The organism is Paenibacillus apis (assembly GCF_018333295.1).
Taxonomy (GTDB): Bacteria; Bacillota; Bacilli; order Paenibacillales; family Paenibacillaceae; genus Fontibacillus; species Fontibacillus antibioticophila.
Map to the genome: position 1 here is coordinate 1 of NZ_BORS01000022.1, position 24,361 is coordinate 24,361.

Below are 24,361 nucleotides of genomic sequence, written 5' to 3' on the forward strand. Positions count from 1 at the left end.
TCCTGCCCCCGCAATTAATTCCTTAAGGAATTGTGCATTACTAGTGTGGAGCCGTGGTGTAGAGGCCTAACATGCCTGCCTGTCACGCAGGAGACCGCGGGTTCGAATCCCGTCGGCTCCGCCATTTACATCTTAGACTCGGCATACATGAGCCATTAGCTCAGTTGGTAGAGCACCTGACTTTTAATCAGGGTGTCGAAGGTTCGAGTCCTTCATGGCTCACCAATATAAGTTACTTTTATATGCGGACGTGGCTCAGCGGTAGAGCATCGCCTTGCCAAGGCGAGGGTCGCGGGTTCGATTCCCGTCGTCCGCTCCATAATACGCGCCCTTAGCTCAGCTGGATAGAGCGTTTGACTACGAATCAAAAGGTCAGGAGTTCGAATCTCTTAGGGCGCGCCATTTTTTTAAAAATGAATAAGCCGGTGTGGCGGAATTGGCAGACGCGCGCGACTCAAAATCGTGAGGGAAACCGTGGGGGTTCGAGTCCCTTCACCGGCATTTATCGGGACGTAGCTCAGCTTGGTAGAGCACCTGGTTTGGGACCAGGGGGTCGCATGTTCAAATCGTGTCGTCCCGATCCATGAACAGTCATCTTTGATGGCTGTTTTTTTATTTGCCTTCTATTCGGAACAGATTCAGAACTTACTGTATATTTCAGAAAGCCGACGGTCAGAATATACATAAAACTCCGATAGAAGGGGATAAACGTGAATATTTTTCATACGAAAAAACAGCTCAGAAGACGGTGGAGAAGATGGAGAAGAGCGGTATGGACGTTCGGAGCCTTTGTCTTAATCACGCTAATGGCATGGTCAGGGATGTTATTGTCGGAAGAAATGAAGACGCTGATGACCGAAGAGCCCATCTCTATGGAGACTTGGGGGCAGCTGCAAGAATTGCGTGACGATGAGGAATCATCGCTGGCATGGCTGGAGCAGCTTCGGGATACGGACCAGGTACGAATTGTTCACCTTAACAAAATATATACCTGTGGGGAAGAAAATGTCGTGCTTGGCCTGATGAGACCATGGGAAATTACTGAATTAGCTAAGTCTCATGCGGAATGGAAGGGCCGTCTGGCTCCAGGAGGAGATGTATGGTTTGACGAACACGTGGAAGGGCTGTCAGAGCTGTGCGGACGAGAAGGTTATATTGGAATCGACAGCAACGGAAATTTAAGCCTGTTCGACGGACCCCCTAAGAAGGAAAAAGTCATCCGTACTTTTTTTCAATTGGATGTAGAGACGATGGAGAGTGCTCTTCCTAGCGAAGTATTAAATCAGCTTCAGGCAGGAATCCGCATTCAGGATGTGGAGGAGTACAATAGTGTATTATCCACCTTTAGCGACTACGCAATGCCGGAATCAGAGCAAATGCTCCAGCAAAAACAATAAAGAAGCCCGGGTCCAGAAAGAAGCTGCCTCAATTCGCTAATAAGCGAAGCAGGGCAGCTTCTTTTTTATAATAGTTCACTCCCGATTTTCCGAATAAAGAATAAAGGGTATGCGATTTTCTTTTCCTTGAAAGAGAGGGAGTGTTCGCATATAATACAAACGAATGTTCGTTTAATGATTCCGTTCATTCGGATAAAACGGGATATCCGCAGAAACGTGTGCTGGACAAAATATGAAATTAGAGACAGACTAGATGATATAATACATCGAGTGGCTGATTGAGGAGAGGGTGGACTTTGCGGATTTTAGGCATTGATCCCGGAATCGCAATTGTCGGTTTCGGCTTTATTGATAAACAAGGAAGCAAGTGTGTTCCGGTACAGTACGGATGCATTCAGACGGAGGCTCATACTCCTGAGGAGGAGCGCCTGCTGCATGTCTATGAGGGAATCGTGCAACTAATTGATAAGTATAAGCCTGATGCGGTTGCTCTGGAGAAGCTGTTCTTTAATCGTAACGTTACCACGGCGATGTCGGTAGGACAGGCAAGGGGGGTCATGGTTCTTGCTGCGGCACAAAGGGGACTCCCTATATCGGAGTACACTCCAATGCAGGTGAAACAAGCTATCGTGGGATATGGGAAGGCAGAGAAGCGCCAGGTTCAGGAGATGACGAGAATGTTCTTGAAGCTGCAAGCAATTCCGAAACCGGATGATGTGGCCGATGCGCTTGCAGTTGCGATTTGTCATGCTCACTCTTATACGTTAAATTCCAAGCTGAATGAGGTGCTTCGGTCATGATAGACTATTTACGCGGGCAATTGGCTCATCTGGAGACAGAATATATCGTTCTTGATGTTCAAGGCATCGGGTATCGTGTTTTTTGCCCGAATCCGTACGTTTTTGCAGGCAAATCCGAAGAGACCATCACGGTCTATATTCATCATCATGTTCGTGAGGACGCCATTCTCTTATACGGCTTTTCCAGCCGTGAGGAGCAGAAGCTGTTTCGGAAGCTGATTGACGTGTCGGGGATCGGACCTCGCGTGGCGCTGGGCATCCTCAGTGGCGGAAATCCGGACACAGTGGTAGCTGCCATTCATCAAGAGAACATCACGTTCCTAACGAAACTGCCGGGAATCGGAAAGAAAACGGCTCAACGAATGATTTTGGATTTGAAAGATAAGCTGGAGGGCCTGGGTGGGACGGCCTCGCTATTCGATCCTGTTCCGGCAGGAGCTTCGGCGCTGCAAGATTCCGTGCCAGGATGGCCGGAAGCCAGAGAAGGCCTCCGGGCACTGGGGTATACCGATGCAGAGCTGGATCAGGTCTGGAAGAATTTGAAGGATCAGGTGGGAGTAGACGAGCCTGTGGATTCGGTAATGAAAAAGGCCCTTAAATTACTGTACGCAGGATGATAGAAGCCTAAGGGAAGGGGTGCCTGATCGACAATGATGGAAGATCGGATTATTTCTGCTAATTTGATGATGGAGGACCAGGCGGTTGAACTAAGCCTGCGTCCTCGTTATTTGGCGGAGTATATCGGACAGAATCAGATCAAAGAGAACCTGAAGATATATATTGAAGCTGCTAAAATGCGTAAGGAAGCATTGGATCATGTCTTGCTGTATGGACCGCCTGGGCTGGGAAAAACAACGCTCGCCAATATTATTGCGAATGAGCTTGGCGTCAATCTGCGGACGACCTCAGGGCCTGCGATCGAGCGTCCGGGAGATTTGGCTGCCTTGCTAACCAACCTGCAAGAAGGCGATGTTCTATTTATCGATGAGATCCATCGGCTCCACCGGACCGTGGAGGAGGTCCTCTATCCGGCGATGGAGGATTTTGCGCTGGATATTATGATTGGGAAAGGGCCGAGCGCGCGCTCGGTTCGTCTGGATCTGCCGCCATTTACCTTGGTAGGAGCAACGACGCGGGCAGGTCTGTTGTCGGCTCCATTACGGGATCGTTTTGGCGTGGTTAGCCGTCTGGAATTCTATGCTCAGGATGAATTGAGCTTTATTGTATCTCGGACAGCAGATATTCTAGGAATCCCGCTTGCCGGAGATGCCTCTGACGAGATCGCGCTTCGTTCCAGAGGAACACCGCGGATTGCGAACCGGCTGATGAAGCGGGTACGGGACTTTGCTCAGGTTCAAGGAGACGGGATGGTAACCCCGGAGATTACGCGTGAGGCGCTTCATCGGCTTCAGGTTGACCCGATGGGATTGGATCTCATAGATCATAAGATGCTGCGTGCAATGATAATGAGCTTCCGTGGTGGCCCTGTCGGGGTTGACACGATCGCTGCAACGATAGGTGAGGAGAGTCAAACGATCGAGGATGTATATGAGCCCTATTTGCTGCAAATCGGATTTTTACAGCGGACACCGCGAGGGCGTGTTGTAACTCCGGCTGCCTATACGCATCTTGGGCTGCCAATGCCTGAGAAGAATTAATCCGGCATTCTGAAACCAACAAGAAGGAGGTCAACTAGTGACTAAGAAATCGTATGCAAAAAATTGGCTTTTATGGGGTAAAGGAATCATTGCCGGTCTGCTGATTGCCGGTTCGCTTCAAGTGCCTGCTTTCGCAGATTCGGCTTTGCAAGATGAGGTGCGCGTGGCGATGTACCTGGATCTTGGCAGCACTTATAGATCGACGGCCCCTGCGGTAACGCTGCAAGCGGGCTCGCAATGGCGTGTTGGAACGGAGGCGGCTGGTACTTGGCTGCAATTTGAATCCGGACAATCGGTAAGATTCAGTGTGGATGGTTATAAGGTTAAGGCACTGGAAAGTGCAGACTGGAATACGGCTGCTGCCGCAGTCAAGGTACTGCAAGGAACTGCTGACAAACCGATAGCTTTTGTACAAAATAATTTGGCCGGCAAGCTGTATGAGGTTTATACGGGACCCTATGCTACTGCCTCAGAAGCGCAGACGGCAGCTACTCGTGTTGCGACGAGTATTGCTTCCTATCTAAAGGGACAGTCTCCTGCAGTACAAGGAAGCTTCTACGCGGCAGGGGGAGCCTTTGCGACCGAGGGCGAGGCGGAAGCGGTCCGGTCGTCTATCGGAAGTAACGCTGCCGTTGCGATGACTTCACCGGGACAATATGCGGTTTGGGTAGGCGGAGCGGCCAATGAGGCTGAAGCCTCTTCGATTCAAGCCACGCTGTCCCAGTCCTATCCTCAAGTATCCTGGCAAGTGGAGTCAGGACTGGCTTCCACAGTGCTGTTGCTGCGCCAGGATGTAACGCTTAATTTGGAGAATCCAAGCCCAGTCAAGCATATTCAGGTTGCAGGCTCAGATCCTCGCGTAACAATCCAGGATAGTGATGACTCGCTGATTCAGGTATCCGAGCGCAATGGGCGAAGCTATAGAGGAAGCTTTGAGGTGAGCCGTTATAACGGAGTCTTGGCATTGGTGAATCAAGTTCCGATGGATCAATATCTATATTCCGTCGTTGCCGCCGAGGTTCCATCCTCTTGGCCGCAAGAGTCCTTAAAGGCGCAAGCAGTAGCTGCAAGAAGCTATGCGCTGTATAATGCTAATCTGAATAAATTCAAGATTGCCGGCCTCGTAGATACTACACTGAGCCAAGTATATAACGGAGCCGAGAAAGAGGTTGCCAGCGTGATTTCAGCGGTGGACAGCACATCCGGTGAAGTCCTTATGGCAAACGGACAAGTTATTGAAGGCCTTTTCTCTTCGAATAGCGGCGGTATTACTGCGGATCCTACAGAAATTTGGGGCAATCAGACTCCAATATATGCGGCTGTTACGAGCTCTGGCGACCAGTCGGCGGAGTCTGCGCTCTATGACTGGTATTATGTTCTGCTTAATAATGGACAAACCGGATATGTGCGGGAAGACAACACAGCAATGACGGGTACCTCCACGGCCGCCGGGTTGAACAAGCTCACAGTAACAACAAGCTCGGTTATGGTACGGCAGCTTCCGATGATCCAGTCTAATGTAGATCCAGTCGCCAAGCTGAATCCTGGGGATCAGGCGGTAATTTTAGATAAGGTTAGTGAATCCAGCTCTTATGCCTGGATCCGCGGTCCTTACAGCTCAGAAGAGCTTCTGGCCGCCCTGAAGGGCAAGACAACGACTGAAGTATCCGGGCCCATCCAGAGCCTGGAGATTACGCAGCGAGGCCCGTCAGGCCGTGTGATCCAGGTGAAGGCGAACGGACAGATTATTGATGTGAAATATCCGGACGCGCTCCGTTCCGCTTTGAACGGCCTTCCAAGCACCTTGTTTGATATCGTTCCGACCGGAAGGTATACTGTACAGAGTGCTGGCGGAGCCGCGCAATCTGCGGCTGTAAGTACGGGCATGAAAATTCAAACGGCCTCCGGACTTCAAGATTGGAGCGGCGGCAATCTGGTTGTAATGAATGAAACCCAAGAAGCGCGAGTTTTGAATCAGACTCAGAAGTTCTTATTCATTGGTCAAGGGAACGGACATGGACTTGGATTGTCCCAATGGGGAGCCAAGGGAATGGCGGACCAAGGGTATGACTACCGGCAAATTCTGCAACACTATTATCAAAATGTAACCATTGACAAGAGATGAAGGCGTGAATTGGAATGAATGTGGATTTATACGATTTTGAGCTGCCTGAAGAATTGATTGCTCAGACTCCGCTTGCGGACCGGAGCGCTTCCAGGCTGCTTACCTTAAATAAACAGGATGGAAGCACGGAACATCATGTGTTCTCGGATATTGTAGACTATCTTCGCCCCGGCGATACATTGGTGCTGAATGATACGCGAGTTATTCCTGCACGTTTGTTCGGGATCAAAGAAGATACCGGTGCAAAGGCTGAAGTGCTGCTGTTGAAAAGCTTGGGTGAAGACCGCTGGGAAGCACTGGTCAAGCCGGGCAAGAAGCTTCGAACCGGAGCTGTCATTACGTTCAGCGAAGAGTTGAAGGCGACCATTGAATCCGAAGGGGAGATGGGCGGACGGGTTCTGCGCTTCTCTTATCAGGGAATTTTCAATGAGATATTGGATCGGCTTGGTCAGATGCCGCTTCCGCCTTATATTAAGGAGAAGCTGGATGATCGGGAGAGATACCAGACCGTATATGCGAAGAATGAGGGCTCGGCTGCCGCGCCTACAGCAGGATTGCATTTTACTGAAGCGTTGTTAGAGGAGATCAAGGCCAAAGGGGTGCAGGTTGCTTTCGTAACCTTGCATGTCGGACTGGGGACTTTCCGGCCGATGTCGGTCGATCGGGTCGAGGATCATGTGATGCATGAGGAATATTACGTCATGCCGCAGGAGACGGCAGATCTGATTAACAGAACTAAAGCTGCAGGCGGACGTATAATTGCCGTCGGAACGACCTCCGCGCGAACGTTAGAGACCGTCGGACAGAAGTTCGGGGATGGGCCATTGTCGTACTGCAGCGGCTGGACGGGCATTTTTATTTACCCTGGCTATGAATTTAAAGTCGTGGATGCCTTGATTACCAATTTCCATCTTCCGAAATCTACGCTCGTGATGCTGGTGAGTGCGCTTGCAGGGCGGGAACATATTTTATCGGCTTATAAAGAGGCCATTGATCACCAATACCGGTTCTTTAGCTTCGGCGACGCCATGCTGATCTATTAACCAAGATTACTCTAAGAGGTAGTTCAAAAAGTCAACTTATGACTCGCACTTTAATAAAGAATGGATGATGATCGTGACAGCAGCGATTACTTACGAACACATAAAAACATGCAAGCAATCCGGAGCCAGACTGGGCCGGATTCACACTCCGCATGGAATCATAGAGACACCGGTATTTATGCCGGTGGGTACACAAGCTACAGTCAAAACGATGAGTCCAGAGGAATTAAAGGAAATGGATGCGCGCATCATTCTTAGCAATACGTATCATTTGTTCCTTCGTCCGGGTCATGAACTTGTGCGCGAAGCCGGCGGGCTTCACAAATTTATGAATTGGGACCGGGCCATTCTGACTGACAGCGGCGGATTTCAAGTGTTCTCGTTGAGCGAGATGCGGAAGATTACCGAAGAGGGCGTGCATTTCCGTTCTCATTTGAACGGAGATAAGCTATTCCTGTCGCCGGAAGTGGTGATGGAAATCGAAAATGCGCTCGGACCGGACATTATGATGGCTTTTGACGAATGTGCTCCTTATCCTGCCGATTATGATTATGTGAAGAAATCAATGGAGCGGACGACGCGCTGGGCGGAGCGCTGCCTGAAAAGTCACGCCAGACCGCATGATCAGGCGTTGTTCGGAATCGTTCAGGGCGGCATGTACGAGGATCTGCGCAAGCAGAGCGCCAAGGATTTGACTTCACTAGATTTCCCGGGGTATGCTATTGGTGGACTGAGTGTAGGCGAACCCAAGCACTTGATGTATGAAATGTTGGAGTGCACAGTACCGCTTCTGCCATCGGACAAGCCCCGTTATCTGATGGGCGTCGGTTCGCCGGATGCCCTGATTGAAGGTGCGATCCGCGGTGTGGATATGTTCGACTGTGTATTGCCGACGCGGATTGCCCGCAACGGTACGACGATGACAAGTCAAGGCAGACTGGTTGTCCGCAACGCTCAGTATGCCAATGATTTCGGGCCGCTCGATCCGGAATGTGATTGCTACACCTGCCGGAACTATTCTCGGGCTTATCTTCGTCATTTGATCAAGGCGGATGAAACCTTCGGACTTCGATTGACTACATATCACAATCTGCATTTCCTGGTCACGCTGATGAGCAAGGTTCGTCAGGCGATTATGGATGACAGACTGCTGGATTTCCGGGATGAGTTCTTCGAGCAATATGGTCTGTTTGGCAATGACAAGGGATTTTAATGACACGCTGATACAGTGAAAGGAGGAAAAAGGGATGTTTCCATTAACAACTGGTCAACCTACAGGTACAGGTTCTTTGATCTCGTTCCTTGTACCGCTTATCATCATGTTCGCTGTTTTCTACTTTCTGTTGATTCGTCCTCAGAAGAAGAAGCAGCAAACCCGCAATAATATGCTCAATGCGCTTCAAAAGGGCGATAAGATCGTAACGATCGGCGGCTTGCACGGTAAAATTCTGGAGCTGGCGGATGATACTGTAGTCCTGCTCGTCAACGATGCTACCAAGCTGACATTTGACCGCAGCGCGATCAGCCACCGGGTCAACACGGAATCTGAAGGCTAGAGCCAGCTTTAAGCAAAGAGAGCTATCCTTTCCTAACCAGGAAGGATGGCTCTCTTTTTTATACAGCATTATTTCCGCAGATTCACACCGAATACGCCCCCGGCAGAGGCAATCAGGATAGCCGGGAGGATAAGAACAAGGTTGGCAAGTCCGATCGAATGGTCGAGGGCCAGAAAGCTGATCAGCAGGAGAAGAATGCTGTAGAAAAGGCCGGTGATTGCCCCCTGGTAGAGCCCTTTCTTCCCGGAGCGCTTCCCCGAGATAAGACCGCCGAACAGGAGCGCAATGCCGTGAACAATGTAAGTGTACAAGGAAAGTTGATCTTCCTCCATAAGGCTTGCATGGAGCAGCAACGACAGAATCAGGGCACCGATCATCATCCAGAAGAACGCGTACCACAGCCCGGAAAGGGTCGGATGAGTAATTCGCAAGGAAAACAGGCGGCGAATGATATGCATGGCTTGGCCTCCAATCGCTTTTTAATATCAATCTATGGGTTAGTTCCGGCTGTTATGACAAGCTCCTGATGAATCAGGAATATTTTGTTGTGCTCTTTTTTCGCATGGAACGCTATGGACAAGGTCAGAATATCCATTACATTCTGGCTTTTGGGTACGGATGCCAATGCGTCAAGGAGGGATTGCGATGGTGGAACATATAGCTGTCGTTCTGTTTCGAACAATATTGATGTATGTTTTGGTCTTTGCAGTCATGAGAATTATGGGAAAAAGAGAGATTGGCGAGTTATCTATCTTTGATCTCGTCATCTCCATCATGATTGCCGAAATTGCCGTATTTGCGCTGGAGGATATCGAACGTCCTCTTTACGACGGTATTTTACCGATCCTCATGCTGCTGCTGATCCAGATCGGAATTGCTTATATCTCTATGAAATCACGGAGGCTTCGGCTGCTATTTGACGGAAAGCCAAGTGTTATCGTGCAGAACGGCGAGATCAACCAAGATGAAATGAGAAAGCAAAGATACAATATAGATGACCTGCTAATGCAGCTTCGTTCACAGAATGTGGCGAGTGTCTCGGATGTAGAATTTGCGGTGCTGGAGACAAGCGGACAACTGAGTGTGTTTACTAAAGAGCAGGTCAAGCAAGGTTCGGGCTCAACGAACCCGGGAAAAAAACGGGAAGGCGATATTTCGTCGCTGGTGTCCAAGATTAAATTTGAAGCACTCCCTCTGCCGCTGATTGTAGACGGAAAGGTAGAAGATGACAATCTGGAACGGGTCGGGAAGACAAGGTTTTGGCTGAAGAACCAGATTCAGGCCAAGGGATATTTGGAGTTTAAGGAAGTCTTCTTTTGCACTATTGACCATAATGGACGGCTGTATATTAATGGCAAGGATAAATCCTAGGTACGGAACAGCCTGCGAAGAATAGGAATTCTCCGTAAATCAGACAGGTCGAACATGCCCATTACCGCGCATAAGATAATATACACAAGACCCGAAAGGACCGAAGAAGTGATCAGAAGCATGACGGGATTGGCAAAGCTAAGCTCGTTGTATAGTAAGGTGGCAGCCCCGGCCATAATCACCATGGCAGCACATACTTTAAACAGATCGGCAAAAGGTAAGCTGTATTTCAGCAGCCTCTTGACGCTGAAGCTATGCAGCAGGGTTACAATGATGAAGTTAATGATGATGGCAATGACTGCTCCGTAGATTCCGAAAGAGGGATTAGAAGCAAGATAGAAAATGAGTGCAATTTTAACAATGGCTCCTATTAATGTGTTCATCAGAGCTTTGCCAGCTTGATCGAGCGCCTGTAGTGTTGCTTGAAGCGGAGCCTGTGCATACAGAAACAATGCAAAGGGAGCCATTGTTCTTAGCATGCCGGCAATTTCCGCATTATCGTAGATGAACAGGCACAGGGGTTCGGCAAGCACATACATGACTGCGGCAAAGGGGGCGCCCGTAACCAAGGCAAGCCTAATCGATTGATGCAGGCGAAGCTGAATCGTTCTGGAGTCGCCGCGCGCCTGAGCCTCAGCGAGAGAAGGAACAAGGGATACTGCGAGCGACGAGGTGAGCGCACCCGGAAGCGTCAGCAGAGGGATGATCATTCCTTGAAGAGCCCCGTATTGGGAAGTGGCCACCCCGGTGGCAATTCCTGCGATGAGCAGGCTCCTGGCCGTGACAATCGATTCCAGTAAATAAGAAAGTGAGCCAACTAATCTCCCTCCGGTGACTGGGACGGCGATGAGCATAAGCCTTTTTAATCCTCGCAGAAAGGGTTCCGGGCCAGAAGATAAGACGGGCTGGTCAGACGCTTCAGGAATAACAGCCCCTGACTTTTGTTCGATGCGGCGCAGACGGCGGTATTGCCACAGCAACACGGCCAGTCCGACAATCTCCCCCGCTACAACTCCCAGCATGGCGCCAGCTGCGGCGTATTCGATTCCTTTGGGCAGGAGAAGGTAAGAGAACCAGAGAACCCCGATAATGCGAGCCACCGTCTCAAGAATCGAAGACAGAGCGGAAGGAATCATATCCTGTTTGCCTTGGAAATAGCCGCGGTATACAGAGGATATAGATACAATCGCGATCATGGGACTCATTGAAATAAAGGTCTCGTATACTCTGGAATCGGTAAGTAAATTACGGGTTACCCAAGGAGCCAGCACGATGGTCAACAAGGTGAATAAGATGCCGGCGCTTGCAGCAAATACCAAGCTCGTCCGTAAAATACTTTTGGAGCGTTCAGGATGACCGGAAGATTCAGCCTCTGCCACCAGTTTGGCTACCGCCAGCGGGATTCCGCCGGAAATAAGCGTTACGATTACTAGGAAGAAAGGATAGCCGAGCTGGTATAGACCAACGCCCTCCGAGCCGATAACTCGCGGAAGCAGAATTCGGGGAATGAAGCCAAGTATCCGGTTTATAATGCCTGCCGCCAAGAGAATCATCGTGCCTTGGATAAAAGTTTGCTTGTTCAATGTACTTCCCTCTCTCTGAAAGAGTCATATTCTTCAGAAGATGATCCGATACTTAACATATGCAGATCCTGTCCACCTTCATGACTTGTCTTTTCGCAAGATGCAACATCACATGCAGGAATATTTAATTTAAGGTAGAATGGTATAAGACGGGGAGAAGGAAGGAGGCACCAGGATGGCTGGAGACGATTTTGGCGAAGAGCAGTTGAATGAGGCGATCGAAAGTTTATGCCAAAGTAAAGCGGAGGAATTCCGGCTGATCGGATACGAGCATGTGAGCGGGCTTGATATTTGGGAGTGTGTCAGCCAGAAGTATGAGAAGGAAGGCTACCCGCCCTTGCACCAAATGGTGAATGACATTCTTTCCTTGAAAGTAACCCAATTTATGAACTATATGACGATTTCCGCATATCGTGGATCCCGTTTCGAATGAAAGGGGTCTTTTTTGTGACGGGATAAGGTGTTCATGAACTTTAAAACGACATAATTTGATAAATTGACGCTCAATTCATGCATCGCTATAATAGGAATATTGAGATTTTTGAAAGGGGATCGAAGTACGGGATGAAAAGAATTATCGCATTCATAACCGTCGTGGCTGTCTCAACCGCAATTATGGTATGGACAACCCCGGGCCTGCTGAACAATTTGCATCTCGGCCTTGACTTAAAAGGCGGATTTGAAATTTTGTATGAAGCAACGCCAATCGAAGGTGGAGCCAAAGTTTCGAAGGAATCATTAATCAAGACAGCTCAGAGCTTGGAGGAGCGGGCAAATAAGCTCGGTACCAGCGAGCCTGAAGTTACGACCGAAGGGACAAACCGGATTCGCCTGAAGCTGGCCGGTGTAACCGACGAGGCTGAAGTCCGCAAGCAAATGAAGGAGCCTGCGTCTCTGACCTTCCGCAGCAAAGACGGAACGGAGACAGCGGATGATCAGTATAACAAGATTGAGATGATCGGTACGGATTTTGCCGAGAATGGGGCAAAGCTTGAATTCAATAATATGAATGAGCCTCTGGTTAGCATCAAAGTGAACAGTAAAGAAAAATTTGCAGAGGTAACCCAGCGCTTGCTCGGTCAGCCCCTTGCAATCTATATGAATGAGACCCTGATTTCCGCACCGGTTGTGCAGGCGGTTCTGACCGATGGAACGGCATCCATTAGTGTCGGGGGGGATCTGAATGAAGCGAAGGAGCTTCGCGACCAGATCAATCTGGGGGCGCTGCCGCTCAAGTTAACAGAGAAATACTCACAAAGCGTAGGAGCGACACTGGGCAAGCAGTCCCTTGATTCAACGATAGAAGCCGGTTTGATTGCTTCGGTATTCATTCTGATCTTTATGATAGGGATGTACCGGGTGCCAGGCCTGATTGCTTCGTTTACGTTGATCTTGCATACCTGGCTTTTGATCTTGGTCTTTGTATGGGCAGACTTCACGCTTACACTTCCCGGGATCGCAGCATTAATTCTGGGCGTGGGTATGGCCGTAGACGCCAACATTATTACAAATGAACGGATTCATGAAGAAATGAAGCTTGGCAAGAGCATTATGTCCGCCGTTAAGGCAGGAGATAAGCATTCTCTCCGTACCGTTCTTGATTCCAACATTACAACAATTATCGTAGCTGTAGTTATGTATTGGTTCGGTACAGGTGCCGTGAAGGGCTTCGCATTGGTGCTCATCGTCGAGATCGTGCTCAGTATCCTGACGAATATCTATCTCTCCCGCTTCCTGCTGAACCTGCTGCTGAAAGCGGGCAAGCTGTTGAAGCCGAAGTATTTCGGTGTAAAGGAGAGTGATATCAATGCGCTTTAAGAAAGGGATGGATTACGTTCACATCAGTAAATATTGCTACACGATTTCGATTATTCTTACCATTGTTGGTGTCATCTCACTGGCGATATTCGGACTCAACTACAGTGTCGATTTCCGCGCTGGCTCCAGCGTTGATATTACCTTGACCCAAGACTTGACTGAAGATCAGATCCATCCGATCCTTGAGGGCATCTCGGCTGATCAAGGGACCGCAATCAATCCGGGGGATAACCGTATGACCCTCCGTTTTGAGAAGGTATTGGATGAGAATCAGGAAATGCAGCTGAAAGAGGAGATTACGAAGCTGGATGCAGGGGCTTCCTTCGAAGTCAATACAGTCGATCCGGAGATGGCAAAGGAATTGGCGCGCAATGCGATTTATTCCGTCCTCATTTCCTGTATCGGGATTATCATCTATGTAAGCATCCGCTTTGAATGGCGGTTTGCTGTTGCTGCTATTGTGGCTCTGCTGCATGACGCATTCCTGGTTGTGGCCGTATTCTCGATCTTCAGATTTGAAGTCGATCTGACATTTATTATCGCTGTGTTGACCATCATCGGTTACTCTATAAATGATACGATTGTTATCTTTGACCGGATTCGTGAGAACCTGAGGTTCGCCAAGCTGAAGACCCGCCAGGATTTGATCGATCTCGTCAACAAGAGTGTGGCTCAGACGATTATGCGGTCGATCTATACGGCTGTAACGGTGTTCATTGCCGCATTGTTCCTGTTCTTGCTGGGTGGAGAATCGATTCGTATGTTCTCCCTGGCGATGGTCATTGGTCTGATCTTCGGGGCTTACTCGACGATCTTCATTGCAAGTCCGATCTGGTTCCTGCTTAAGAGCAGACAAAAAAATAAACCTGCCCATGCCGCGTCTTAGGACAAGCAGGCAGGCAGCCTTAAGCTGGATTTATAAAGAGCCGCGTCGGACAGGTGACGCGGCTTTATGACTCTATAACAGGTTTTCAGGGGGATGGAGTATGTCACGCAACCAAGCCGCAGCAGCTAATCCCACCGCTTCATGGGCAGTGCTGCATCATCTTGCGATGTCGCTTCTCAAAGGAATTATTGGACTATTGTTCGATAGCCGTGCTTTAGTGGCGGATGCGCTGTATTCGGTATCTGAAGCAGCTGAAGTCATTCCGGAGGGCCGAAGATCCCTCAGACCAGCAGGAGGAAGAATGGCCGTCAGGATCGGACTGATTACGGTGGTCATGCTGGGAAGCCTCCTGACGGTGATTGCTTCCGCGATAGATATCGCTGATGGAGAGACAGAAGCCCCGGCTTATTGGGCGGGGGCCGTTATTCTTTTTACGCTTATCGCCAAGGAAGCTTATTTTCGTTACCGTTATCAGGAAGCCGCCAAGAAAAGCCGGGAGGAAGCTCTTCTGCTGATTGACAATCATCGGCTGTCCTTGTGGTCATCCGTCATTTCATTAATCGGAATTATCGGAGCAGTGACAGGATATGTGTTCAGCATTCCGGTGTTGCTCTACCTGGATCCTGCTGCTGCTTTCATCATAGCAGGTCTTATTGGCTGGAAAATTTGGACGCTGTTTAATCGTTCTGCCAGCCGGCTTTCATTTCCGCTTCTTCAGGAAGAGGATGCTCAGCCGTTTGTAGAGACGATTCAGCGCGTTCAAGGCATTATTACTGTGGATCAACTGCAGGCAAGAGAACAGGGACATTATATTTCGATTTCGGCAATTATTACCGTGAATCCGCGGATTACCGTTATGGAGGCCAATGATATTGCAGTACGGGCCAAGGCATTGCTCATGAGCAGATTTACGCATATTAGCGAGGTAAGCATCCAGTTTATGCCGTATGATCCGGGATATCCTTACAAGAGTAATTATGAAGGCTCAGGAGATGATCTGCCGAATTTACTGCAGTAGTGAACTGTCATGATCTGTTCTGGATCAGAATGGTTTGGAAAGAAGGTGAAGGGGTGCTTCACTCCAAATACGAATGGCGCAACTCTTTTTATGATCAACGTAAAGGAGAGGAACTGGCACGGCAGCTGAATCTCTCTTCCTTGATGGGCTCGATATTGGCTGCTCGTGGCATTCAAGATGCAGATGATGTGTCCAGGTTGCTGCATGGTCATCTGGAAGAACTGCATGATCCTTTTCTAATGAGCGGTATGCAGGAAGCTGTCCCGCGAATCCGGCAAGCACTTGAACAAGGCGAACGCATCTTGATCTATGGGGATTATGATGCGGACGGAGCTTCCTCAACCTCCTTAATGATTCAACTGATGCGCAGACTGGATGCAGATTTTGAATATTATATCCCTCATCGATCCAAGGAAGGTTACGGACTACATATCTCTGCCCTTGAGCAAGCAAAGGCACGGGGAATATCCTTGATTATTACAGTGGATACCGGCATCAGCGCTGTAGAGCAAATCGCATTTGCTTCCCGTGCGGGAATGGATGTCATTGTGACGGATCATCACGAACCGCCTGAACAATTGCCCGAAGCTTATGCGCTCATTAATCCGAAGCTGCCTTATTGTCCTTATCCGTTCAAGGGGCTAGCCGGGGTCGGTGTAGCGTATAAGCTTGCCGCAGCTTTGCTGGATCGTGAGGTGCCGAATGAATGGCTTGAGCTAGTGGCGATAGGTACAATTGCGGATTTGATGCCCTTAACGGATGAGAACCGAATTCTGGTTAAGCTTGGATTGCAATCCATGAGTCGTTCGGCCTTTCCCGGCGTTAGAGCATTGCTGCAAATTGCCGGCTGGAAGGGGGGCGAGGTGTCTTCAACTCAAGTGGCCTTCGGACTGGCGCCGCGCATCAATGCAAGTGGAAGAATGAGCCATGCCAATCTTGCCGTTGAGCTTTTAATCGAGAGTGACGACGAGAGAGCAGGGCAGGAAGCGATAGCCTTGGACCAGCTTAACAAGGAGCGGCAGGAATTGGTTGAAGATATTCTGGAGCAGGCTCTGGAACAGGTAGGTGAAAAGAAACGCGATCCAGAACGTCCGGATGTGATCGTGGTGGCAGGTGAAGGATGGAATGTCGGCGTAGTCGGGATTGTCGCCTCCAAAATTCTTGAGCGCTATTACCGGCCAGTCATTGTCCTCGCTATAGACCCGGAGACCGGGGAGTGCAAGGGCTCGGCGCGGTCGATTCCAGGCTTTGATATTTATGAAGCTTTGACGGACTGCAGCGATCTGCTCCATCATTACGGCGGGCATCCTTCTGCTGCCGGAATGTCATTGCATCGCAGAGAGCTGGGAGAATTCGAGCAGAGATTAAATCGTTATGCCGAACTTAAAATGACACCGGAGCAGCTCGTTCCCTGGATGGAAAGTGATGTAGAGTGCGCTCTGGGCGACATTACGCTGCCGGCGCTGGAACAGCTTGAGCTTCTCGCCCCTTATGGAATGGGGAACCCGCACCCGCGCCTGATGATTCGAGGCGCTGTCCTCCAAGAAGCGAAGCAAATGGGCAAAGACGGCAAGCATTTAAGGCTGCTCCTAAGGCAGCAGGATATTCTCGTGGAGGCTGTCTGCTTTGGCAAAGGCGATTTGGCGTGCTGCCTCTCCGAGATGGCGGAAGTGGACCTGATTGCTGAGGCTGGAATTAATGAATGGAATGGTTCGCGTAAACCGCAGCTAATGATACAGGATCTTAGAGTTCCGCATATGCAGGTGTTTGATTTCAGGGGAACCCGGCAGCCGCTAGCGAAGCTGCTGGAGCTCATCGGAGGTCTGGGACGTATACAGAATACGGCCGCCGAGTCAGCTGCTGTTCTTGTTAATTCTCCTGTACAGCAAGAGGTTGAAAATCAATTGAATGAACTCCCCGTTTGGGTATATGATAGGAGAATCGGCGCTCGTCTGGAAGGGCTGTCGGAATATACCGTCCATCCGGAGCAAGTGCGCTCCTTGTTTGTCCTTGAATTGCCGGATTCTCCGGTTGAATGGAACAGGATGCTGTCCATCTTCAAGGGGCTTGAGAGGGTTTACCTGCTTCATCCGAATATAACGGCTCAAGAGGTGTTAAGGCCGCCTTCCCGTGAATTGTTCAAGGAGGTCTACGCACTTCTGAGAGCGCTCACGATAAGGAGAATTCCCGTGGCAGAGCTTCTTCCGCTGCTTGAAGCACGGACTGCCTTGTCCAGAAGAATGCTGGAAATGGTCTTGGATGTATTCGAGGAGCTTGATTTTATTTCCCGTCAAGACGGGGAACTGCTGGTGAATGAATCCCCATCCAAAAAACCGCTGGAAACCTCGCAGCGTTATCTTGAGCTTGCCGGGCTGGCAGAAATGGAGCAGATTCTGCTTCATGGGCAAATTCCGCAAATTTCGCAGTGGCTCCAGCCGCAGATTCAGGGAGTTTCTTAATGAGTAACGTATCGTATGGATTATTTTTAGGAGGAGATTGTATTGGATTTCAAGGATTATATTCGCGTCATTCCGGATTTTCCACAGCCGGGAATCAGCTTCAAGGATATCACAACCTTGCTGAATGACGGAGAGAAGTACCGTCTGGCTATTGATGAGCTGAGAAAGCTTGTGTCAGACCTCAAGATTGATCTGATTGCCGGACCGGAGGCGCGCGGCTTCGTTGTAGGAGCTCCGCTCGCTTATGCGCTTGGTGTGGGGTTTGTACCGATTCGTAAAAAAGGCAAGCTTCCTTATGACACCATTGAGGTGAAATATAACCTTGAATACGGCACAGACGTATTGGCCATGCATAGCGATGCGGTCAAGCCGGGGCAAAATGTGCTGATTGCTGACGATTTGCTCGCTACAGGAGGGACGATTTCTACATCTGTAGAACTTGTGCGCCAGCTTGGGGGCAATGTTGTAGGTACGGCATTTCTGATTGAGCTTGGAGAATTGAACGGCCGTGCGAAGCTTCCGGGAATTGATGTTTATTCGTTGGTTCAATACGACAATTAAGGTAACACTATAGAAAAAGAGCCTGTCCGCAAATAATATCGTTCGCGGGCAGGCTCCCTTTTTTAATGCTACATAAGTTGATATAAAGAACTGCACAGAAAAGGCATAAGTGTAAAGTGTTCTAAAGAAGCGTCAGCGTTCGTAAGAACACTTTATACGTTGCCTCCTGTGTATGATCATTTGTTAAACTTATATTGCTTCATCTTTATCATTAGACCAGCCAAGCACTTGAATCAGCTTGAAGAACAGACTGAGTAGAATCCCAACGATGGTGGCAAGAGCCATACCCTTGAGTTCTACGGAGCCCATGGTCAGCTTCACGCCGCTTAATCCTACCACAAATACGACAGTAGCCAAGATCATGTTGGTGGCTTTGGAGAAGTCAACCTTCTGTTCAACAAAGATCCGAAGACCGGAGGCCGCGATTACACCGAACAGCAGTAAGGAAACACCGCCCATTACCGGTGTTGGAATAAAGGCAATCAATGCTGAGAATTTTCCGGAGAAGGATAACAGAATGGCTATGACAGCCGCTCCTCCGACAACAAATACAGAGTATACCTTGGTCAGAGCCATAACTCCAATATTCTCACCATAAGTAGTATTTGGAGTAGACCCGACAAAGCCGGAAATAATGGTTGAAATGCCGTTTCCAAGCAAGGAGCGATGCAGCCCTGGATCCCTGGACAGATCCTTACCGACAATATTACTGGTCACGAGCAAATGTCCGATGTGCTCGACAATGACAACTAGAGCAACCGGAACGATCGTAACAATAACAGACAAATCCCATTGCGGTGTTGTTACGGTAGGACTGGACAGCCAGTTAGCACTGCCTATAGAAGTTTTATCAACCTCGCCCATAATGTAAGCCAACCCGTAACCAGTGACAATACCGATCAAAATGTGAATAATTTTAGGAAAGCCGCGGAAAAGTACTGCGCCAAGAATCGTAACGCCTAGTGTAACCAGGGAGAGAAGAATAGATCGGGGATTTGCTGTCCAGTTATCTGAGCCGTCCGAAATCCAACCAGCCATCTCGGCAGCAACGGGAATAAGCTCTAGGCCGATCAGAGCTACGATAGCTCCCATAGCAGCAGGAGGGAATACTACATCAATCCAGGATGTTCCGGCGTATTTGACGAGAAGAGCAACCAGAAGAAAAATGACGCCAGTGACGATAAATGCTGACAGTGCAAGGGCGTATCCATTTCCCGGGTGACTGTCCAGAACGAGCTTTACGGGTGCGATAAATGCAAAGCTGGACCCGAGATAGGCCGGAATCTTACCCTTACAAATAAAGATGTAGAGCAATGTGCCAATACCGTTCATTAGCAGAATCATCGCAGGATCGACGCCAAAAAGATTTGGCACCAAAACCGTACTGCCGAACATAGCGAACAAGTGCTGGATACTCAGCAGTGTGCCTTGTCCAAAAGGAACTTTTTCATTGACCTGAATTTCACGTTGCAAGCAGGTTCACTCCTCTTCAATTTCACGTTATCAAAAGACCATCCTTACTAGATTATATAGATTGCCGACTTTTTTCAACAAGAATTTTTCGAACATTTTGAAACTCCGCTTTTTTTATGCTATAAGCCAAGAGTTGACGTAAACCAGAGCAGGAGTCATAATTATAGGAAATCTAATTTGGGGAATATAGAAAGGAATCGGGCAGGATTCAATGGGCATAGATCGAGTACTTGAAAAGGCGTCTGCCTATATAAAAGAACTGGAGCTTCAGCGTATCCGGGATGCATACGATTTTGCGGAGCAGGCACATCATGGCCAAGTGCGGAAGTCCGGAGAACCGTATATTTTGCATCCATTAGCGGTGGCTGAAATTGTCGTTAATATGCAGATGGATGCACTTTCCGTCATTGCTGCGCTTCTGCACGATGTTGTAGAGGATACGACGGTTTCCCTGAAGGAGATCCATGAGCATTTCGGCCAGGACTGCGCGATGCTTGTTGACGGCCTTACCAAGCTCGAACGGATTAAGTTCAGATCCAAGGAAGAGCAGCAGAATGAAAATTACCGCAAGATGTTTATCGCTATGGCTCAGGATATCCGTGTCATTGTGATCAAGCTGGCGGATCGTCTGCATAATATGCGAACCTTGAAATACCAATCGGAAGAGAGCCAGCGGCGTATTGCATACGAGACGCTGGAGATTTTCTGTCCGATCGCAAACCGTCTGGGGATCTCGGCGATCAAATGGGAGATGGAAGATATTGCTCTCCGGTATTTGAATCCGCAGCAATATTATCGGATCGCCAATCTGATGCGCAAGAAACGGGCTGAGCGAGAAGAATATATTGCCAGCGTTATCTCGCGCATTTCCGAGAAGCTGGATGAAATGGGCGTCGAGGCCGATTTGTCTGGCCGTCCCAAGCATATTTACAGCGTATACAAAAAAATGACCACGAAAAACAAGCAATTTAACGAAATATATGATTTGCTGGCGATCCGGATCATCGTCGACAATATCAAGGATTGTTATGCCACATTAGGCATTATTCATACGCTTTGGAAGCCTATGCCCGGGCGGTTCAAGGATTATATTGCTATGCCGAAGGCAAATATGTACCAGTCCCTGCATACGACCGTCGTTGGACCGAACGGCGAGCCTACGGAGGTTCAGATTCGCACCTGGGAGATGCACCGGACAGCCGAGTACGGAATTGCGGCTCACTGGGCATATAAGGAAGGACCTGAATCCGGGGGACCGGAGAAACGAATGACCTTTTTCAATGAAATCCTGGAGCTGCAGCATGAGGCCAAGGATGCTTCGGAATTCGTGGAGTCGCTTAAAATGGACTTTTTCACGGATCTTGTCTTTGTGTTTACGCCTTCCGGGGAAGTTATCGAGCTTCCGTCGGGATCTGTTCCGCTTGATTTTGCTTATCGGATTCACACGGAGGTCGGCAACCGGACCATTGGCGCCAAGGTTAACGGACGAATTGTTCCGCTTGATCATCGTCTCAAGACAGGCGATATTGTGGAGATTCTCACCTCCAAGCATTCTTACGGTCCGAGCCAGGACTGGTTAAAGATTGCCCAATCTTCTCATGCGCGCAGCAAGATCAAGCAGTGGTTCAAGAAAGAGAAGCGTGAGGAGAACGTCGAGAAGGGCCGCGAGGCGATAGAACGGGAGCTGAAGCGTGCCGGCATCGATGCTCCGTTATGGATGACAGATGATAAGTTAATGGAGGCGTGCAAGAAGTTTGCCTTCAATGACATTGATGATATGCTGTCCGCTGTCGGTTTTGGCGGAATTACAGCGGCGCAGATTGCAACCAAGCTGACCGAGAAGCTGCGGAAGGAGCAAGAGGAGAGCAGCATCACAGAGCTGACGTCCGAGGTCAAGGAGGTCAAGGCGGCTGAAGAGCGAAAGCCGAGACCGACGAACGGGGTTGTAGTCAAAGGAATCGACAACCTGCTCGTGCGCTTTGCCAGATGCTGTAACCCGGTCCCGGGTGATGATATTATCGGTTATATCACGCGTGGTCGCGGAGTATCCGTACACCGCAGCGACTGTCCGAATATTCCTAGCGGTACGGATGATGAAGAAGCAGCACGGGTTATTGATGTAGAATGGGAGCATGCCATCGAAGCGAATTACAGCGTGGATATCGAGATTACAGGGCATGACCGCCGTAATTTCCTTAACGAGGTGCTTCAGGCGGTATCGGAGAGTAAGACCAACATCTCGGCGGTCTCCGGCCGTTCGGACAAGAACAAGATGGCACTGGTTCATATGACGATCCTGATTCGCAACACGGATCATTTGCAGTCTGTAGTGGAAAAAATCAAGCGGGTGAAGGATGTATATACGGTTCACCGGATAATGCAATAGGTAAGGAGCACGAACAAGCATGAGAGTAGTTGTACAGCGCTGCAAGCAAGCGAGAGTAACCGTTGACGGAGACACGATCGGCTCAATCGGTGCCGGGCTTGTGCTTTTGGTTGGCATTACCCATGAAGATACAGAAGACAACGCCGCTTACCTTGCAGATAAGATTGCCGGGCTTCGGATATTTGAAGATCCGGAGGGCAAGATGAACCTGAGTCTGACCGATATTGGCGGCTCCGTTCTGTCCGTGTCCCAGTTTACTCTATACGGCGATTGCCGGAAGGGCAAACGCCCGAGCTTTATTGAGGCGGCCCGGCCGGAGAAGGCCTTGCCGCTATATGAGAAGTTTAATCAAATGCTGGAGGAAAAAGGGATCTCCGTAGAGACCGGACGTTTCGGTGCTGATATGGATGTGGAACTCGTTAATTGGGGGCCGGTCACAATAATGCTTGAGCATCCGTACGCGTAATTACTTTTGACTATCGTTGCTTGCTTGATTGCGGAATAGAGCAGGACCTTCTGGGGGATAATCTCTATAAATTCATTAGAGATTTTTGCTTAAGGAGTCGACACTTCTATGCGTCAAACCGCGAATGATCGTGCTTGGCAGTGCCACCCTTTGCTCGTAACAGGGGAGAGATCAGAGACTCTGGCCCTCGCTCGATCCGCTCAGGACGAGGGGCTGCTCATCAGCAAAGAGGTGAAGCCGTCTTCAGGCATGGCTAATCCTAGAAATAGAAGAACCTGAGAGAATAAATCAAAAGGGCAATCGAACGGAGAAATTCCATTCGCTGCCCTTTTTTTATCTAAACATTGTTTAACAAGCTTTCCTGATAGGTACTCCATAATTCGCTTGAAAATTTGAAATCCACTAACTTGTTGTCCTTGATTATTTTCTCCAGACTAAGACTGACCTTGGCACGATCGAAAATATGGATCCTCTCCAGAGCATACTCATCGTCAACGGCATAAATGAGACAATAGTTCCCTGCGCACAGAATGGCCATGTTGGAAAGATGGCTATCCAATAACCTGATCCTGCTGAAGCTGTCCTCTTCCATCAGATATTGATTGAAGCGCTGCATATAAGGAGCACGCTGCTCGTCAGGGAAGGAATAGGCGCCAATAAAAGGAACGACAGCCTTCCCGGTTGCGGCAAAGCGTTCCATCGCGGCAAGAGAGACATAAAACTCCGTTCCTTTATTCATAATGTGCTGGAACAACAGCCAAGCCCAGTTGCCTATCTTTTCACTGGCGGGCAAGGAGTTAATTTCCTCCTCCCTCAGCAAGTACCCAATGGAAGTAAAATTAAATACGGTATCGATTCCTTGATTAAATAGTGCTGTGACAGCAGGGCGGTTTTCCTCACAAAATGCAATGGCTTCACTTCTACTGTAGCTGATTTTCCGGATGTCCTTATTCATAAGACTGTTGTAAAACAAGTTCAAGTAGTTCTTATGCGCAATGGGGATCAATAGCGGTGTTCCGTCGATTTGCGAATCAAACATCAGCAGGAGTTTTCCTTTCAACAGCAGAAAAGGCTGACCCAGATCACTTGTAGTTGTCCACAGGTTTAGATTAAATCCTCTTTGCGTGACAGAAATAAAGTTCAGTGAGACACTTTTTCCTTGGCGTGATGACTCATGAAGCGATCCGTCAAAAAAATGATTGAAGACAATATGAGTGCATCTTTCCGGGTTAACAATCAGCGAATTTAAGAAAATTTCGGAATAGGCCGGATCATAGGTGGGAATTGCGCTATAGACTTCTAACGGCTCATGAGAATCGTTGACGAGATGATCGGATAACATGACACATAGCAGATTAAGCACCGACTTCCGCCCCAAAAAGTAAAATCCCCGTTCTACAAACTCCAAATTCACTTGATTGGCAGTCGCAAGATCTTTATCCAGCGCGTATTCAATCGCATAAGTTAAAAACGAGCGCAAGTCCTCCAAAGATTTAAAATCATAGATCACGGGAAACAAATCCTTGAACTTTAAATAACACGCATGAGAGTATATGTATTCAGAAAAATAGTCTGCGGCTAGTTTAATGAATACCTTTTTTTCCTTTCTTACAGGAAGTCTGCTTCCGGTTAAAATTTTGCTCAATCCGCTAGGAGTCATGTTCATACTAATGGCAAAATCGGTTTTCGGCTTTTTTGCTATATCAATCAATTCTTCTAATAATCTCCCTAAGTTCATGTCTGTTATGCATAACATACGTA

At 48.9% G+C, this 24,361-nt stretch carries 22 protein-coding genes and 6 tRNA genes; 24 read left to right on the forward strand and 4 right to left on the reverse strand.

What is annotated here, in order from left to right; translation table 11 throughout:
- Positions 1-47: 47 nt before the first annotated feature.
- From KI362_RS22520 to yajC, 14 genes are all read left to right on the forward strand, one after another.
- A tRNA-Asp gene (locus KI362_RS22520) sits at positions 48-124 on the forward strand.
- A 25-nt stretch (positions 125-149) separates the two neighbouring features.
- Positions 150-225, forward strand: a tRNA-Lys gene (locus KI362_RS22525).
- A 19-nt stretch (positions 226-244) separates the two neighbouring features.
- Positions 245-319 (forward strand) — tRNA-Gly (locus KI362_RS22530).
- A gap of 6 nt (positions 320-325) precedes the next feature.
- A tRNA-Arg gene (locus KI362_RS22535) sits at positions 326-402 on the forward strand.
- 19 nt (positions 403-421) lie between these two features.
- Positions 422-501, forward strand: a tRNA-Leu gene (locus tag KI362_RS22540).
- Between the two features lie 5 nt (positions 502-506).
- Positions 507-580 (forward strand) — tRNA-Pro (locus tag KI362_RS22545).
- Positions 581-710: 130 nt separating this feature from the next.
- Complete coding sequence (locus KI362_RS22550) at positions 711-1,397, forward strand: BofC C-terminal domain-containing protein (protein ID WP_044479673.1); 687 nt, start codon at positions 711-713, stop codon at positions 1,395-1,397.
- Between the two features lie 296 nt (positions 1,398-1,693).
- Positions 1,694-2,197 (forward strand): crossover junction endodeoxyribonuclease RuvC, encoded by a 504-nt coding sequence (gene ruvC, locus KI362_RS22555; protein ID WP_044479672.1) that lies wholly within the window; start codon positions 1,694-1,696, stop codon positions 2,195-2,197.
- Complete coding sequence (gene ruvA / locus KI362_RS22560; RefSeq protein WP_301630634.1) at positions 2,194-2,814, forward strand: Holliday junction branch migration protein RuvA; 621 nt, start codon at positions 2,194-2,196, stop codon at positions 2,812-2,814. Before ruvC ends, ruvA begins: the two co-directional genes overlap by 4 nt.
- 36 nt (positions 2,815-2,850) lie before the next feature.
- Entirely contained in the window at positions 2,851-3,855 is a 1,005-nt protein-coding gene (ruvB, locus tag KI362_RS22565; protein WP_301630667.1) for a Holliday junction branch migration DNA helicase RuvB, read from the forward strand.
- 37 nt (positions 3,856-3,892) lie between these two features.
- Positions 3,893-5,980, forward strand: coding sequence for a SpoIID/LytB domain-containing protein (locus KI362_RS22570; RefSeq protein WP_301630635.1), 2,088 nt, complete (start codon positions 3,893-3,895; stop codon positions 5,978-5,980).
- 14 nt (positions 5,981-5,994) lie between these two features.
- Positions 5,995-7,023: a tRNA preQ1(34) S-adenosylmethionine ribosyltransferase-isomerase QueA gene (gene queA, locus KI362_RS22575; RefSeq protein WP_044479669.1), complete on the forward strand. Its 1,029-nt coding sequence runs from the start codon at positions 5,995-5,997 to the stop codon at positions 7,021-7,023.
- A 73-nt stretch (positions 7,024-7,096) separates the two neighbouring features.
- A complete protein-coding gene (tgt, locus tag KI362_RS22580) occupies positions 7,097-8,236 on the forward strand; it encodes a tRNA guanosine(34) transglycosylase Tgt (protein WP_301630668.1) in 1,140 nt (379 codons plus the stop codon).
- A 34-nt stretch (positions 8,237-8,270) separates the two neighbouring features.
- On the forward strand, positions 8,271-8,579 hold the full coding sequence (gene yajC / locus KI362_RS22585; protein WP_044479667.1) for a preprotein translocase subunit YajC: 309 nt from the start codon (positions 8,271-8,273) through the stop codon (positions 8,577-8,579).
- Between the two features lie 68 nt (positions 8,580-8,647).
- Here the strand turns inward: yajC and KI362_RS22590 are convergent, their stop codons facing one another.
- Entirely contained in the window at positions 8,648-9,037 is a 390-nt protein-coding gene (locus KI362_RS22590) for a TIGR04086 family membrane protein (RefSeq protein WP_301630636.1), read from the reverse strand.
- A 187-nt stretch (positions 9,038-9,224) separates the two neighbouring features.
- Between KI362_RS22590 and KI362_RS22595 the strand changes: the two genes are divergently transcribed.
- Positions 9,225-9,950, forward strand: coding sequence for a DUF421 domain-containing protein (locus tag KI362_RS22595; protein WP_301630637.1), 726 nt, complete (start codon positions 9,225-9,227; stop codon positions 9,948-9,950).
- On the opposite strand, the gene spoVB is transcribed toward KI362_RS22595, so the two are convergent.
- Positions 9,947-11,533, reverse strand: coding sequence for a stage V sporulation protein B (spoVB, locus tag KI362_RS22600; RefSeq protein WP_301630638.1), 1,587 nt, complete (start codon positions 11,531-11,533; stop codon positions 9,947-9,949). The genes KI362_RS22595 and spoVB overlap by 4 nt on opposite strands.
- 175 nt (positions 11,534-11,708) lie before the next feature.
- Here spoVB and KI362_RS22605 point away from each other — a divergent pair, with 175 nt between their 5' ends.
- The 6 genes from KI362_RS22605 to KI362_RS22630 all read left to right on the forward strand — a co-directional run bounded on the left by KI362_RS22605 (position 11,709) and on the right by KI362_RS22630 (position 18,275).
- Positions 11,709-11,966, forward strand: coding sequence for a post-transcriptional regulator (locus KI362_RS22605; protein WP_212938053.1), 258 nt, complete (start codon positions 11,709-11,711; stop codon positions 11,964-11,966).
- A gap of 131 nt (positions 11,967-12,097) precedes the next feature.
- Complete coding sequence (secD, locus tag KI362_RS22610; protein WP_044479662.1) at positions 12,098-13,351, forward strand: protein translocase subunit SecD; 1,254 nt, start codon at positions 12,098-12,100, stop codon at positions 13,349-13,351.
- Positions 13,341-14,237: a protein translocase subunit SecF gene (secF, locus tag KI362_RS22615; RefSeq protein ID WP_301630639.1), complete on the forward strand. Its 897-nt coding sequence runs from the start codon at positions 13,341-13,343 to the stop codon at positions 14,235-14,237. The genes secD and secF overlap by 11 nt, the downstream gene beginning before the upstream one ends.
- A gap of 100 nt (positions 14,238-14,337) precedes the next feature.
- The gene (locus tag KI362_RS22620; RefSeq protein WP_044479661.1) at positions 14,338-15,255 is read left to right on the forward strand and encodes a cation diffusion facilitator family transporter; all 918 of its coding nucleotides are present in this window, start codon (positions 14,338-14,340) and stop codon (positions 15,253-15,255) included.
- A 53-nt stretch (positions 15,256-15,308) separates the two neighbouring features.
- On the forward strand, positions 15,309-17,714 hold the full coding sequence (gene recJ / locus KI362_RS22625; RefSeq protein ID WP_374705705.1) for a single-stranded-DNA-specific exonuclease RecJ: 2,406 nt from the start codon (positions 15,309-15,311) through the stop codon (positions 17,712-17,714).
- 42 nt (positions 17,715-17,756) lie between these two features.
- On the forward strand, positions 17,757-18,275 hold the full coding sequence (locus tag KI362_RS22630) for an adenine phosphoribosyltransferase (protein WP_216481097.1): 519 nt from the start codon (positions 17,757-17,759) through the stop codon (positions 18,273-18,275).
- 189 nt (positions 18,276-18,464) lie between these two features.
- Here the strand turns inward: KI362_RS22630 and uraA are convergent, their stop codons facing one another.
- Positions 18,465-19,748: a uracil permease gene (gene uraA / locus KI362_RS22635; RefSeq protein WP_301630640.1), complete on the reverse strand. Its 1,284-nt coding sequence runs from the start codon at positions 19,746-19,748 to the stop codon at positions 18,465-18,467.
- A gap of 211 nt (positions 19,749-19,959) precedes the next feature.
- On the opposite strand from uraA, the gene KI362_RS22640 reads away from it, so the two are divergent.
- The 3 genes from KI362_RS22640 (at position 19,960) to KI362_RS22650 (ending at position 22,879) form a co-directional block, all read left to right on the forward strand.
- The gene (locus KI362_RS22640) at positions 19,960-22,134 is read left to right on the forward strand and encodes a RelA/SpoT family protein (protein WP_301630641.1); all 2,175 of its coding nucleotides are present in this window, start codon (positions 19,960-19,962) and stop codon (positions 22,132-22,134) included.
- Positions 22,135-22,153: 19 nt separating this feature from the next.
- Positions 22,154-22,600: a D-aminoacyl-tRNA deacylase gene (gene dtd / locus KI362_RS22645; RefSeq protein WP_301630642.1), complete on the forward strand. Its 447-nt coding sequence runs from the start codon at positions 22,154-22,156 to the stop codon at positions 22,598-22,600.
- 108 nt (positions 22,601-22,708) lie between these two features.
- Positions 22,709-22,879: a hypothetical protein gene (locus KI362_RS22650; protein WP_301630643.1), complete on the forward strand. Its 171-nt coding sequence runs from the start codon at positions 22,709-22,711 to the stop codon at positions 22,877-22,879.
- A 58-nt stretch (positions 22,880-22,937) separates the two neighbouring features.
- Here KI362_RS22650 and KI362_RS22655 read toward each other — a convergent pair whose 3' ends face one another.
- On the reverse strand, positions 22,938-24,110 hold the full coding sequence (locus tag KI362_RS22655; RefSeq protein ID WP_301630644.1) for a hypothetical protein: 1,173 nt from the start codon (positions 24,108-24,110) through the stop codon (positions 22,938-22,940).
- Between the last annotated feature and the right edge of the window lie 251 nt (positions 24,111-24,361).

Excerpts from the sequence above, each read along its gene's own strand:
- queA (WP_044479669.1), top strand. The coding sequence starts at position 5,995 with ATGAATGTGGATTTATACGATTTTGAGCTGCCTGAAGAATTGATTGCT.
- ruvB (WP_301630667.1), top strand. The coding sequence starts at position 2,851 with ATGGAAGATCGGATTATTTCTGCTAATTTGATGATGGAGGACCAGGCG.
- dtd (WP_301630642.1), top strand. The coding sequence starts at position 22,154 with ATGAGAGTAGTTGTACAGCGCTGCAAGCAAGCGAGAGTAACCGTTGAC.
- secF (WP_301630639.1), top strand. The coding sequence starts at position 13,341 with ATGCGCTTTAAGAAAGGGATGGATTACGTTCACATCAGTAAATATTGC.
- KI362_RS22595 (WP_301630637.1), top strand. The coding sequence starts at position 9,225 with ATGGTGGAACATATAGCTGTCGTTCTGTTTCGAACAATATTGATGTAT.
- yajC (WP_044479667.1), top strand. The coding sequence starts at position 8,271 with ATGTTTCCATTAACAACTGGTCAACCTACAGGTACAGGTTCTTTGATC.
- KI362_RS22590 (WP_301630636.1), bottom strand. The coding sequence starts at position 9,037 with ATGCATATCATTCGCCGCCTGTTTTCCTTGCGAATTACTCATCCGACC.
- KI362_RS22640 (WP_301630641.1), top strand. The coding sequence starts at position 19,960 with ATGGGCATAGATCGAGTACTTGAAAAGGCGTCTGCCTATATAAAAGAA.
- KI362_RS22620 (WP_044479661.1), top strand. The coding sequence starts at position 14,338 with ATGTCACGCAACCAAGCCGCAGCAGCTAATCCCACCGCTTCATGGGCA.
- KI362_RS22650 (WP_301630643.1), top strand. The coding sequence starts at position 22,709 with ATGCGTCAAACCGCGAATGATCGTGCTTGGCAGTGCCACCCTTTGCTC.
- secD (WP_044479662.1), top strand. The coding sequence starts at position 12,098 with ATGAAAAGAATTATCGCATTCATAACCGTCGTGGCTGTCTCAACCGCA.
- ruvA (WP_301630634.1), top strand. The coding sequence starts at position 2,194 with ATGATAGACTATTTACGCGGGCAATTGGCTCATCTGGAGACAGAATAT.
- KI362_RS22605 (WP_212938053.1), top strand. The coding sequence starts at position 11,709 with ATGGCTGGAGACGATTTTGGCGAAGAGCAGTTGAATGAGGCGATCGAA.